The sequence below is a fragment of the Rhizobium sp. 01N48 genome, assembly GCF_056399145.1.
In genome coordinates this window covers 44,897-58,396 of the sequence record NZ_JBFTQT010000011.1, presented here as the reverse complement: position 1 = coordinate 58,396, position 13,500 = coordinate 44,897, and the positions used below count along the sequence as shown (strand labels likewise).

The 13,500-nt window shown below is 57.3% G+C and carries 12 protein-coding genes; 6 read left to right on the top strand and 6 right to left on the bottom strand.

All coding sequences use genetic code 11. The annotated features are described in order from the left end of the window. Positions 1-2: 2 nt before the first annotated feature. From AC1DOG_RS19640 to AC1DOG_RS19625, 4 genes are all read left to right on the top strand, one after another. The gene (locus AC1DOG_RS19640) at positions 3-1,298 is read left to right on the top strand and encodes an LLM class flavin-dependent oxidoreductase (protein WP_477930410.1); all 1,296 of its coding nucleotides are present in this window, start codon (positions 3-5) and stop codon (positions 1,296-1,298) included. Positions 1,299-1,307: 9 nt separating this feature from the next. Beyond that, entirely contained in the window at positions 1,308-1,820 is a 513-nt protein-coding gene (locus AC1DOG_RS19635) for a flavin reductase (protein ID WP_477930408.1), read from the top strand. Positions 1,821-1,909: 89 nt separating this feature from the next. Beyond that, on the top strand, positions 1,910-3,493 hold the full coding sequence (locus tag AC1DOG_RS19630; protein WP_477930406.1) for a Na+/H+ antiporter: 1,584 nt from the start codon (positions 1,910-1,912) through the stop codon (positions 3,491-3,493). Positions 3,494-3,642: 149 nt separating this feature from the next. Next, positions 3,643-4,683, top strand: a complete 1,041-nt coding sequence (locus AC1DOG_RS19625) for a zinc-dependent alcohol dehydrogenase family protein (RefSeq protein WP_477930404.1) — start codon at positions 3,643-3,645, stop codon at positions 4,681-4,683. 164 nt (positions 4,684-4,847) lie between these two features. Here the strand turns inward: AC1DOG_RS19625 and AC1DOG_RS19620 are convergent, their stop codons facing one another. The 6 genes from AC1DOG_RS19620 to AC1DOG_RS19595 form a co-directional block, all read right to left on the bottom strand. Continuing rightward, positions 4,848-5,594 (bottom strand): ribonuclease activity regulator RraA, encoded by a 747-nt coding sequence (locus AC1DOG_RS19620; RefSeq protein ID WP_113010536.1) that lies wholly within the window; start codon positions 5,592-5,594, stop codon positions 4,848-4,850. Positions 5,595-5,616: 22 nt separating this feature from the next. Beyond that, positions 5,617-6,780, bottom strand: a complete 1,164-nt coding sequence (locus AC1DOG_RS19615) for a mandelate racemase/muconate lactonizing enzyme family protein (RefSeq protein WP_477930402.1) — start codon at positions 6,778-6,780, stop codon at positions 5,617-5,619. A gap of 29 nt (positions 6,781-6,809) precedes the next feature. Further along, positions 6,810-7,907: an ABC transporter ATP-binding protein gene (locus AC1DOG_RS19610; RefSeq protein ID WP_113010534.1), complete on the bottom strand. Its 1,098-nt coding sequence runs from the start codon at positions 7,905-7,907 to the stop codon at positions 6,810-6,812. A 10-nt stretch (positions 7,908-7,917) separates the two neighbouring features. After that, the gene (locus AC1DOG_RS19605; protein WP_113010533.1) at positions 7,918-8,808 is read right to left on the bottom strand and encodes a carbohydrate ABC transporter permease; all 891 of its coding nucleotides are present in this window, start codon (positions 8,806-8,808) and stop codon (positions 7,918-7,920) included. Beyond that, positions 8,805-9,764, bottom strand: coding sequence for a carbohydrate ABC transporter permease (locus AC1DOG_RS19600; protein ID WP_113010532.1), 960 nt, complete (start codon positions 9,762-9,764; stop codon positions 8,805-8,807). The genes AC1DOG_RS19605 and AC1DOG_RS19600 overlap by 4 nt, the downstream gene beginning before the upstream one ends. A gap of 76 nt (positions 9,765-9,840) precedes the next feature. After that, on the bottom strand, positions 9,841-11,319 hold the full coding sequence (locus AC1DOG_RS19595) for an ABC transporter substrate-binding protein (protein WP_113010531.1): 1,479 nt from the start codon (positions 11,317-11,319) through the stop codon (positions 9,841-9,843). A 203-nt stretch (positions 11,320-11,522) separates the two neighbouring features. Between AC1DOG_RS19595 and AC1DOG_RS19590 the strand changes: the two genes are divergently transcribed. Both AC1DOG_RS19590 and AC1DOG_RS19585 read left to right on the top strand, forming a co-directional pair. After that, a complete protein-coding gene (locus AC1DOG_RS19590; protein WP_113010577.1) occupies positions 11,523-12,233 on the top strand; it encodes a GntR family transcriptional regulator in 711 nt (236 codons plus the stop codon). A 64-nt stretch (positions 12,234-12,297) separates the two neighbouring features. Further along, entirely contained in the window at positions 12,298-13,464 is a 1,167-nt protein-coding gene (locus tag AC1DOG_RS19585) for a mandelate racemase/muconate lactonizing enzyme family protein (protein WP_477930398.1), read from the top strand. Positions 13,465-13,500: the final 36 nt, after the last annotated feature.

Here is a 13,500-nt window from a genome sequence, read left to right as displayed (position 1 = left end):
GCATGACACGCAAGATTCACTTCGGCCTGTTTCTTCTCGGGACCGGCAGCCATGTCGCCGGTTGGCGGATGCCTGGAGCAATCGACAGTTTCCAGAATATTGACCAGGTTCGCGCGATCGCGCAGGACGCCGAGCGCGGTCTGTTCGACATGATCTTCATGGGCGACAACCTGCACGCAGATCCAGCCGCCCACCCCTCCTACACGGCGCGGCTCGAGCCGCTGACGCTGCTATCGGCAATTGCCGGTGCGACGAAGCACATCGGGCTCGGTGCCACCGTCTCGACCACCTACAGCGACCCCTTTACGGTCGCCCGCGTCTTTGCGTCACTTGATCATCTCAGCGGCGGTCGTGCGGCCTGGAATGCGGTGACGACGGCAAATCCGTTGGCGGCGGCGAATTTCGGCACCATTCATCCCGATCATGCCAAGCGCTACGAGATCGCTGAGGAATTTTTGACGGTTGTGCGTGGTCTATGGGACTGCTGGGCGGATGACGCGATCGCAGCCGATCGTGAAACCGGGCTTTATATCGATCCGGCCAAGGTTCGCTGCCTCGATCACGAGGGCGCGCATTTCAAGGTCAAGGGTCCGCTGAATATCGGTCGCGCGCCGCAGGGACAACCGATCATCCTACAGGCTGGCGGCTCGGGCCCTGGTCAGGAACTGGCGGCCAAATCGGCGGATGTCGTTTTTTCGGTCACGCAGGATCTCGACGAGGCGCGCAACTTCTACCGGTCCGTCAAGGATCGCCTGCCGAACTACGGGCGTACCGAAGACAGCATGGTCGTGCTGCCCGGCGTGATGCCAATCGTCGGCCGCACGGAGCGCGAGGCGCACGACAAGCTCGCAGCGTTGCAGGGCTTCGTCAGCGAAACCAATGCCCTGTCGCTGCTATCAGATCGTTTCGGTATCGACATGAGCGTCTACGACCTCGACGGTCCTGTCCCCACCGATCTAAAACCATCCGACAACTACCACGCCTTCGCCAAGGTCATGCTTGACAAGGCACGCCGCGAGGATATGCGACTGCGGGATGTCTATAACCTCATGGCCGCTGCACGCGGGCATTGGGTTCTCTGCGGGACGCCCGAACATATCGCCGACACACTCGAGACCTGGTTTACAACTGGGGCCGCCGACGGTTTCAACGTTATGCCGTCGCACTTCCCCGATGGCTTGACCGATTTCGTCGACATGGTCGTGCCGATCCTGCAGCATCGCGGCCTCTATCGTACCGAATATGAGGGCACAACGCTGCGCGATCGGATGGGCTTGAAGCGACCGGAACGGATTTAGGAGCCGGAGATGGGGATCATGGGTCACAATTTCGAGACCGTGGAAAGCACGGTGTTCCGTCACGGCATGTCGCGCCTCGGCGCGGCGGTTAACATCGTAACGACGCGGGCCGTCGACGGGCCTTGCGGCTTTACTGCATCGGCGGTGTGCAGTGTCAGTGATACGCCCGCTACGCTTCTAGCCTGTATCAACAGGACGAATTCCTGTTTTCCTGCCTTTGAAACCGCGCGCTTCTTCTGTGTCAACACGCTCGCCCCGAACCATGAAGCGCTGTCCAACCTTTTCGGCGGCAAGACGGCGATGACCGAGCGCTTCGCAACGGGCAGCTGGGTTGAAGGCAAGACTGGCGCGCCGGTGCTTGAGGACGCTCTTGTCAGTTTCGAATGCGAGCTTGCACACGCAGTCGATCAGGGGACACACCGAGTATTGTTTGGGCGCGTACTTGGACTGAGCGCTGGCGGCAATCAGGAGGCGCTTCTTTATTGCGCGAGGAGATACTTGAAGGTAGGCGCTCCAAGCTAATAACGGCAAGTTTGCTTGATCCAAGCCAGGATGTTGCCTTTCCATGAGGTTCGTCATCTTATGTCTCGGCCATTGTGGTGGGGAGACCTATGGACAGCACGCATCTCTTTGAACTTGTGATCGCAATGTTTGTGGCGATCATCGCGCTTCATTACATTGCACATCGGTTAGGATTGCCACCATCCGTAGCGCTTCTGGCCGGTGGTGCAATTCTCGCCTTCCTTCCAGGCCTACCGGCGATCACTGTCGATCCAGAACTTGTGCTGGTCATATTTCTTCCGCCCTTGCTGTTCGACGGTGCTTGGTCAATAGCGGTCGAGCGGCTGCGTCGTCACATGCTCGGCATCGCCTCGCTTGCTATCGGCGCTGTGTTTTTCACCACAGCTGTAATCGCCGTCATCGTTCATTTGTTGATGCCGTCGCTGCCGTGGGCCGCGTGCGCGGCATTGGGTGCAATTGTTTCGCCACCCGATGCCGTGTCGGCGCGCGCGGTTCTAGAGCGCGTCAAGCTGCCGCGCCGCCTCCAGATACTGCTTGAAGGCGAAAGCCTGCTTAATGACGCAAGTGGTCTCGTTCTCTTCCGGTTCGCCGTGGCAACCGTGGCAACCGGGACCTTCAGCGCGTTTGACGCTGTTGGCACATTCACGCTGCTGGCTGCAGGAGGTGTCGCCGTTGGCGTTGTGGTGGGAACGATCTGGGTCAAGCTCATTCGTCGATTGCGAGATGATTACCTGATCATCGCCTCCACGGCATTGCTTTCCTGGGTTGCCTACCTCCTTGGTGAGCAGCTTCACGTGTCCGGCGTCATCGCCACCGTCACGACCGGCCTGATCGCGTGCTGGCATCATCACACGGTTTTTTCGGCTGCAACGCGTATGCGCGGAACGTCGTTCTGGACGGTCGTCATTTTCCTAATGGAAGCTGCAGTTTTCATCTTGATCGGCCTGTCTCTGAGGGACGTTATCGAGCGTGGCGGCGGCTTCGGTGCGGTAATTGAATCGATGGCGTTTCCGGCTGTCGTTGTTCTTCTTGCGCTGGTGCTGGCGCGCTTCACGTGGGTGTTTGCCGCCGATCTCATTGTCCGGCTGTGCAACTCGGCTGGCCTTGCAAGGACCGTTCCTCTGGGGTTTGGAGGCGCATCGGTGCTTGGTTGGGCAGGTGTCCGTGGTGTCGTCACGCTGGCGCTCGCGCTGAGCTTGCCGGAAGATTTTCCAGAGCGAGACTTCATCTTGATCACGGCGTTCGTGGTGATCGCAGGCACAGTGCTCATACAGGGCACGACGCTCGGCAGGGTGATTGCCTGGGCGGGTCTGGGGGAGGCGGAAACAGAACGCGCCCCGATGACCATGAGCCAGGCGGAGGCTGCGATGGCGCAGGTGCAGTTCTCGACCGTTCAGGGTCTGGCCTACGATGAGGCCGGCACGTTGATCCATCCGCAACTGCTGAAACGATACGAACACCGCGCAACCGCGATCATCGACTACGCGGCCCGTACGGAAGACTATGCACCGATGCTGCAGGCACATTTCGACGTGGTTCTCGCGGCTGTTGCGGCTGGCCGCAGAGAACTCATTCGTCTTCATCGCGCGGGTGAGATCGATGACGAGACCCTGCGTGAGCTCGAACGCGACCTCGATCTTGAAGAACTGAGCTCGATCTCGGCGAAGGCGTGAGACTAGGATGATCAGGGGTCGCTCATACGCCCCTTGGACCGGGCAGGCTTTGTAAGAATAGGAAGATTGTTATAGCGTTGACAAGGCGATCATGCGCTTCGATGTCATGCAAGATCGGGCTGATAGTATGAAGTTCGAGGGAATGTTTTATGAAGGCTATGTACTACGAAGCGTTCGAACAGATGCCGGAGATCCGGACGCTTCCCGATCCGGAGCCAACCTTCGGGGGCGTGGTGATCAAGGTCGGCGCAACGGGACTATGCCGCAGCGATTGGCACGGCTGGAAGGGGCATGATCCGGATATCCAGCTGCCGCATGTGCCCGGCCATGAACTGGCCGGCAAGGTGGTGGCAACAGGTAAGGGCGTCATGCGCTTCAAGGTCGGAGATCGTGTGACCGTGCCTTTCGTCTCGGGTTGCGGCCATTGCGCGCAATGCCATTCCGGCAACCAGCAGGTCTGCCCCAGCCAGTTCCAGCCCGGCTTCACTCACTGGGGATCGTTTGCCGAGTATGTGGCGATCGACTATGCCGATACCAACCTCGTTATTCTGCCGGAAGACATCGACGATGCGACAGCTGCCAGTCTAGGCTGCCGGTTCGCCACTTCTTTTCGTGCGGTTGCCGATCAGGCACGTACCGGCCCCGGTGACTGGGTGGCGGTGCATGGCTGCGGCGGCGTCGGCCTGTCGGCTATCATGATTGCCACTGCGCTTGGCGCCAACGTTGTCGGTATTGACCTGACCGAAGACAAGCTGGCACTCGCTCGAAAATGCGGCGCAGTCGCGACCATCAATGCTGGGAGTGGAGAGGATGTGGTGGAGGCCGTGCGTGAGATCACAAAGGGCGGCGCGCATGTCTCGATCGACGCGCTCGGTCATCCGACAACTTGCTTCAACTCGATCAAGAACCTTCGCCGCCGCGGCCGCCATGTGCAGGTCGGTCTGATGCTTGGCGAACACGCGACGCCGCAGATCCCGATGGCGCAGGTGATCGGCCATGAGCTGGAGATCTACGGTAGCCACGGCATGCAAGCCTGGCGTTACGACGCCATGCTGGCGATGATCACCTCGGGCAAGATGGAGGCCCGCCAGCTGATCTCGAAACGGATCTGCCTTCAGGAGGCCATTCCTGAGTTGATGACAATGGACAAGGCCGAAACCCCAGGTATTGCAGTCATCACTAGCTTCTAGGCCATCTGTGCTGGCAAGGCAAAAATAACGTCCTAGCAATGAGGTATTTGATCTGTGGCAATCGGAGTGAATGTTCCGCTGAACGCGTTATTATCTGTACGCATAGTCTAAGGGCATTATGAAGTTTCGGCCGCGGATTTTCACGATTGGCAGGTGACTGGCCCTTACTCCGGTGTCATCCGCACGCTTTCGCGCCACTCGTCGTATTCGACCCTGGCGTCGTCATGCAATGGGTAGTAGCGTTGCAGCGAACCGCCTTCCATCAGCTTCAAGCGCGAAAACTCCTCCCAGTCATGGTGCGTCTGTGACTCTTCAATCACCTTTGCGGCCATGGCTACGGGCAGTACGACGACTCCATCATCGTCAGCCACAATGATGTCGCCTGGGATCACGGTGACACCCCCGCAGGCGATCGGGACATTGACCGCGTTTGGGTAGATGCTTGTTTGAACATGATAGTTCGGCGTCCAGCCTCGCAGCCAGAGCGAAAGATCGAGTTTCTCTACGTTTGGCCGATCACGCATGCAACCATCAATCACGATCCCCGAACCGCCGCGGCCCTTGAAATAGGTCGACATCATATCGCCGAAAACGCCGGAACTCATGTCGCCGCGGGCATCGACGACGACAACGTCGCCTTCCTGTACATGGTAGAGGACATGTCTATGTAGCTGCGTCTCCGGATCCGCATACTCGCCTTCGCTAAAGAGATCCGGTCGCTGTGGCAGGAACTGGAGCGTCAACGCCGGACCGACGATCGATTTACCTCGAGCCTGCGAGACGGGGCCGACCATGTGCGGGTTGCGAAATCCCATGTGGCCGAGCGTACCAGCTATAGTCGCCGCACCGATTTCCTTTAGCGCGTCGATCAACTCTTTCGGTGGCCGCTGAATGTCTTGGGTCTTTATCATGATGAACTCCAGTGTTCGGTGATTACCAGTTCGTGACGGAACCGTCGCGCCGCCTGAGATGAGGGGCTTCCCAAAAGCGAAAGCTCTGAGCCGCAATTGCATCCTCATTGACCTCGACTCCGAGGCCGGGAAGGTCGCTTACCGGATACTCGGTTCCGTCGAGCCTTGGTTGCATGGGAAAGAAGTCAGAGTTATCGAACCCTAGCTTGACCTCGGGGGCCCTAGTCTCCAGCCAAGCGAAGTTGGCCACTGCAGCGCCGAAATGAACCGTCGCAGCGGTGCACACAGGACCCAGCGGGTTATGCGGCATAAGGTCTACGTAGTGAGCCTCGCTCCAACCTGCGACTTTCATCGCCTCGGTAAGCCCACCGACATTACAGACGTCGATGCGGTTGAACTGATGGAGGTCGCTCTCGATGTAAGGTAGGAATTGCCACTTGCTCGCAAATTCCTCGCCGATGGCAAATGGAATGGTGGTCATCTTGCGCAGCGCCTCGTAGGCACCCGGCGTCTCGTCTCTAATCGGCTCTTCGAGAAAGTCCAGAACGCCGCGCTCGAGCTTGGCGCAGAAGCTTGCCGCTTCAGCCACCGATAGCCTGTGATGGTAGTCGACGCCCAGGACAACGTGGGCGCCCAATGCGTTGCGTGCCTTGTTCAACATCGCAGCGGTTGCGCCAATCGACTCGCGCGGCTCGAAGATGTCTCGATTGCCTTGTCCTGCCGGGAAGAAGCGGATTGCCTGCCAACCCTGAGCGTGCAGTTCGATTGCACGTTCGATCGCAGCATCGCCCTCCGCCTCGTCACCGGTTGAGGCAAAGGTCGGCACCCGGTCGCGCTGTTTGCCCCCCAATAGATCGTAGACTGGGACATCCAGTGCTTTGCCCTTGATGTCGTGCAGCGCAATATCGATCGCGGAAATAGCTGCCTGCAGGACTCGACCGCCCTCGAAATACTGACTTCGATAGAGCTCTTGCCAGATGCGGCCGATCTGCATAGCATCACGGCCGATCAGGAATTCGCGATAATGCTCGACGGCAGCGGCAACTGCTTTTTCGCGCCCGCTCAAGCCGCTCTCGCCCCAGCCAACAATGCCGCCATCAGTCTCGACCTTGACCAGCATCTGGTTGCGTATGCCGACCCACACAGGATATGGCTTTATTGCTGTGATTTTCAGCTTCACCGTCATCGACGCCTCGTATTGCGTTTAGACACCATTTAATCAGCCCTGAGCGCCATTTCGGTTTCGCCATCGAACAGGTGCATCCGCTCCTGATCGAACTCCAGCCAAATCTGCTCATCTGGCGCGACACTGACGGCCGGTGGCACGCTGATATTGACAATGGCACCGGATAAAAATGCCTGTACGAAGGTAACGTCTCCCGTTGGTTCAACAGTGTAAGCCTTGGCAGGCACGCACCCTGGAGCCGCGTTCTTGTGCAGTTTTATCGTCGAGTGACGTGCTCCCAGAACGACCTTCCTGGACGAAGCTTTGGTGACTTTCCTTGCGTTCTCGGGCGAGAGTTCAAGACGCCAACCCTCAGCACTGGTCAACGTAGTGTTCCCATCGACCGTCGATGCCTCAAGCGGCACAAGGCTCATCGCCGGACTGCCGACGAAGCTTGCGACGAACATGTTCACCGGATTTGCGAAAACCTGTGCCGGCGTGTCGTACTGTTGCAGATAGCCGCCGTTCATCACCGCCATTCGGTCGGCCATTGTCACGGCTTCGAGCTGATCATGGGTCACGTAGATAATCGTGGCCTTTAGGTCCTGATGGAAACGCTTGATTTCGGAGCGCATCTGGACACGGAGCTTTGCGTCGAGATTGGAGAGGGGCTCATCCATTAGAAACACAGCCGGGTCGCGGACAAGCGCGCGGCCCAAAGCCACGCGCTGCTGTTGCCCACCGGAAAGTTCGCGTGGCTTGCGCTCAAGTAATTGCGTCATGTCGAGGACGCGCGCCGCCTCTTTGACCTTTCTGTCGATCTCGTCCTTGGGCAGTTTGCGCATCTGGAGAGGGAACGCCAGGTTTTTGTAGACCGATTTTTGAGGATAGAGGGCGTAGTTCTGGAACACCATCGCGATGTCGCGGTCCTTGGGGTCGAGGTCATTGACGACCTGGTCGCCGATTAAGATATCGCCCGATGTCACCGAGGTAAGGCCGGCAACTAAGTTAAGCGTCGTGGTTTTGCCGCAGCCTGAAGGGCCGACAAGCGCTACGAACTCGCCATCGTTGACCGTTAGTGAGACACTCTTAACGGCATTGAAGCTGCCGTAATTCTTGATCAGATCTTTCAAGACCACGTGGGCCACAGGCAACTCCCTAGTGCTTGACCGCGCCCTCTGTGAGCGCGCGTACGAAGTATCGTTGCAGAAGCAAGAACAGGACGACGACGGGTACGCTCATCATGAAGCTTGCCGCCATGAGGCCTGGAAAGTCGGTCGTGTTTTCCGAAAAGAAACGCTGGATACCCACCGGTAGCGTCAACTGGTCGTTCTTCGATAGAAAGGTGTATGCGTAGATGTACTCGTTCCACGCGCCGATGAAGGAGTAGATTGCCGTGGCGATGATGCCCGGGGTGGACAGTGGCACCACAATCAGGACAAAGGCCTGGAAACGCGTCGCACCGTCAATGCGTGCTGCTTGTTCAAGCTGAATCGGGATGTTGTCGTAAAACCCCTTCAGGAGCCAGATCGCCAACGGCAAGCCGAAGGTAAGGTAGGTTAGAACGAGGGATCCATGGGTGTTCACCAGTCCGATTGCACGCATGAGGATGAAAAGTGGTACGAGGAAGATGACAGCCGGGAACATGTTACGGAGCAGTACGGCAAAAAACATGAAGTTTCGGCCCGGGAAGGTGAAACGCGAGAACGCGTAGGCTGCTGGGACCGCAACGATGACCGACAGAATTGTCGTTGCGGTGGAGACGAAAAGGCTGTTCCAGAAGAACCGCAGAAAGTCCTGACCGACGCTGTTTTGCGGATCGAGCAGCTTCTGGTAGCTGGCGAGCGTAGGCTGGTCAGGCCACCACTGCGGGGGGAACTGCATCGCGGCGAAGCCGGATTTGATCGACGTGATCAACATCCAGACCATTGGCAGGGCTGTGTAAAGCAGCATGAAAACCAGGAAGATGCGTCCACCCCACCGCCATCCATCTATCCGGTTACGGCGACGGGTCTGCCGCGGTTGCGCGGTTTCTGTGATCGTACTCATTCAGCCTCTCCCTTCTGGTCATTGCTGCTCAGCGCGCGGACGTAGAAGTAGCCAAAGGACATCAAGATCATAAAGAGCAGGACAGAGTATGCCGAGGCCACGCCCCAACGCTGTCGGCCGAAAGCCAGTTCATAGATATGCGTGATCCAAATATGAGATGCATTCGACGGTCCTCCACCTGTCATGATCCAGGGAATGATGAAGGAGTTGAAGTTGGCGACTGCCAAAAGAAGAACTGTTACGGTCGAGACGTTCCTGACGTGTGGAAAAGTGACATGCCAGAAGCGTTGCCACGCGTTGGCCCCATCGACCTTTGCGGCGCGCAGCAGTTGATCGGGAACGGTCTGGAGGCCCGCCATCATCATGATCATAGCGAATGGAAATTCTCGCCAGATATTCACAACGATGAGTGAGGCAAGGACGGTATCGACATTGTCGATGAAATTGGGTGGTCGTTCGGCAAGACCAAGACCCACCAGGACCGCTCCAATGACGCCAAAGTCCGAATGGTAGATCCACTTCCATATATAAGATGCGGCAACCGCGCTGATGACCCATGGGATAATCAGGATCGCGCGTAGGATCGCACGGCCAGCGAAGTCACGATGGAGCGCCAGCGCACAGGCAAATCCAAGGACAAAGGAGATGAAGGTCGAGCCCACCGTCCAGATAAGCGTGTTCTTGGTGACCGTCCAGAATACCGGACTTTTTAAGATCGCGGTATAATTGTCGATGCCGACGAAGATTTTGTCGCGAAGCTGTAGGCCCGGGGGCGTATTGAAGAACGACAGTTCGATCGTGTAGTAGATCGGGTACGCAATGACGATAAGCATGACGGCGATGGACGGTAGCACGTACGCATAGTCAAAGCGGTGATCCCATATCCTGCGCAGGAGAGTTGAGGTACCCTTCCGTGGGACCAGGGGCACGTCGGCCTTTCCGATTGAAGTCGTCACTGTTCGAAGCCCTTCATCCGTGGAAAAGAGATCGGCTGCCGATTGTGCGGCAGCCGGTCAGTTTGTCGGACTTCGACTAGAGGCCACCGTCCATCAGTTCCTTGACCTTCTTGGCAGCGTCATCTGCCGCTTGATCGACCGTCATGGCTCCAGTCAACGCGTTCTGAAGCATGTCCGGGACGATAATGTTCATGATCTCGGGTGACTGCGGCAGCGCTGGAAACGGAATGCCGTAAGGCAGCATCGAGGTGGTTACGTCGAGGAACTTGATCTTTTCCAGACGATCTTTCATCCACTTTGTCTTAAAGCCGTTCAGGTTTCCGGGGTTCGATCCCACATACGCCAGTTTCAACGACCACTCTGGACTTGCCCACATGCATGCGATGGCCTTGGCTGCGGGCTCGTCCACCTTACCGCCCTCTACATATTCGGGCTTGAGGATATGGATGTTTGAGCCGCCGAAGACGACGGCTCGCTTACCGTCGGGGCCTGTCGGAATGAGGCCGTAACGCATGTTGTCGATGACAGTCTGAGCTTTTTCCTTGTCGGTTGCCGTCGCCTTCTTCTGAAGGTCGAGCATGACGTCATAGTCCGACGGATGCGAAACCATCATACCGAGCTGGCCAGCCAAAAAGAGTGGCTGATTATCGGCCTGCTGGTTGGTGAGGGCCGAAACGGGAACCGACTTGTCGCGCACGTACATGTCATAGGATGCCTGCAGTGCTGCCTTGCTCTGGGGGCTGGCGAGCTCGACTTCCTTGTACGTTGGATCAGGAGAGGTTTCGTCGAAGACGCTCCCGCCATATGCCCAAAGCTGCGGCATAAAGCGATAGGGCGTGTTGCCGGCGTTTTTTCTGGCAACCAGCCCGTAACCTGAAACGCCGAGCTTATCGTGGATTTGCTTGGAATAGTTGACAACGTCATTCCAGGTTGCAGGGGCCTTGTCCGGGTCGAGACCCGCACGCTTGAAGATATCGGCATTCCAGATGAACGCCATTGTTTCGTTGTTTGTCGGAATGCCATAGGAGACGCCATCCCAAGTCACGGCCTTCATTGCGCCCGGCCAGAAATCCTGGGTGGAATAGCCGATATCCTCAGGTTTCAGAGGCTGAAGATAACCCTTGGAAGCAAACTCGACGCCGCCGAGAATTTGCAGGCGAACGGCCATCGGGGCCGCATTACCAAGGAGCGCGGTGCGGAACTTGTCGAGAAGATCGTTGTAGGTAAGGCCTTGTTCCTCGAGCTGGATATTGGGGTAGGTCTTGCGAAATGTCGCGAAGAACTCCTTGTAATACTCCCGAAGCGAATCTGGGTCGCCCTCGAAGATGCCCTGGTACCAAAACGTCAGGCGTCCTTTGTAGTCGAGCGGCGTGACCTTGTTGCATTCTGCAGCAGTATCGAAATCCTGAGTGCCTGCAATAGAACGCACGTATTCCGGTGACCACTTGCTTAGGTCCACCGATGCTCCCATTGCCGACGTAGACATAAGTGATACAAGCAGGGCAGTCGAGACCGTGCCGTGCAGGATGGCACCGCCGAGTGAAATCCTCGTCATAGGTATCCTCCAGGTTCTCCCAAGCCGCTCTGCCCATGGCGAACGGTCCTCATCCGCTGGGCCGACCTCCTCAAGTCAGTGTATCCCCTCGGGCAGATCGCACGTTTTCAGATCAAGGAATGTCTGTCAATCTGCAAAATCGTACATTGTTTGCGGCAGATTTGCATGATAGTCGAGGATTTAGAGTACTGATGGGGAGTGTATTGACCGAGACTGCTGACTTCAGAGCTAGGCCACCCGAAGGCATTGACGCCGATGGAGCATCAAGCGAGGGGGCCTCTCTCTACAAACTGATACGAGACGACATCATCGAGGGTCGGCTAGTAGCGAACGAGCGGCTGGTCGTAACCGATCTTGCCCGACGCCATGGGACCTCAACCAACCCTGTTCGCGAGGCCCTGCAGCTGCTGCGCGGAGAAGGCTTTGTCACCTTCGTACCTAATCGCGGCGCTCGCGTGCGGCCAATCGATCAGGATTTCGTTCGAGACATTTACGAGATTGGGGTGCTGATAGAGCCGGCACTGACGCGATGGTTCGTAACGATGGCGACGGTGGAGGACATCGCCGAGCTCGAACGCATTCAGGCGCTTATTGAAGAAAACAACTTTGCCGACACTTTCAAGCACAGCGAACTCGATACCGCTTTCCATACGGTGATGTACCAGAAGCACTATAACCGGCATGCCGCGGAACTATGGTGGAAACACCGTGAGGTGCTTCGAGCCGTCGGTCGGCGCTTCAATTTCACGCTTGCCCGCCGCGCTGCCATTCTGACCGAGCATCGGGAGCTTATCGCGCACGTAAAATTGGGCGAAGCAGACGCGGCGGCTGAGCTTATCGCTCGCCATGTCGAAGGCTCAGGTCGACATCTCCTGGAACACATGCGAGCCCGTATCGCGGCCCGCGCGGGATAGACAAGGCCGACCAGAACTCATTTCCATCCGAATAGCCCATCCGACATAATCGAAGGTAGCTCAGATGAAAATTACCGGTGTACGGCCTTGGCTCATAGAATCCGATGCGTCTTATTGGGGAGAGTTTCTGTTTGTTGAGGTCACGACCGACGAGGGATTGAGCGGTTGGGGGGAGATCACCACGACGACCAAGCTCGCCAATCGCGCTCTTTGCACCATCCTGCGTCAGATCGGCCAGACGCTCAAGGGAGAGGATCCCGCACGCATCGAGTATCTCTGGCACAAGATATTTCGCAGCTTCACCTATATGGGAAGCCGCGGTGCCGCGGTTGAATGCGTAAGCGCGATCGACATCGCACTTTGGGATATCCGAGGAAAGGCTCTGTGCAAGCCGATCTATGAACTGCTCGGCGGCCCTGTCCGCGACGAGATCGCGCTATATACCCATCCCAATCAGACGAAGTTCACCAGCAAAGAGGCTATTATCCGCGAGATCCGAGACATCGTCGATTCCGGTCACACTGGACTGAAGTTCGACCCCTTTCCCCAACAAGGGCGCGTTACCGATGGATATGCGCGAGAACAGCGAGATGGTTATCTCGATGGCGCAATGTCGCGAAGGGATGAGCGGGAAGCTGCTGAACTTACGGCACTCATCCGTGAGACGGTCGGCCCCGATGTCGATGTTCTCATCGATGCTCATGGCCGTTTCGATGTTCCAACCGCAATTCGCCTCTGCCGAAGCCTCGAGGAGGCAGGACAGATTGACTGGTTCGAGGAGCCTTGCCCACCAGAAAGCCTTAAAGCCCTTCAGCAGGTCCGCGAGAAAGTAAGCGCTGCCATCTCCTGGGGCGAGCGTGGTCACACGAAATGGGACTTCGTCCCCGTACTCGAAAACAAGCTTGCGGACTATATCATGCCGGATGTCACCTGGACCGGCGGCATTACCGAACTCAAGAAGATCTCTGCGCTCTGCGAAGCTTATTACATTCCGGTCTCGCCGCATGACGCAGCTGGCCCGATCAATGTGGTTGCCGGCGCACAGGTGATGATGACCGTACCGAACTTCTACAAACTAGAAACCTCTGAATGGAACCTCGGAAAATATGATCATCTCATCGACCGCCCACTCGAAGTCTCAAACGGCCACCTGAAACTTAGCACAAAGCCTGGACTCGGCGTCGAGATGAACCGCGACTACCTTCAACATCACGAGATTGCATTGGACTGACCAACGTTTCCCGCGGTGTTGACCATCGGGCGACCA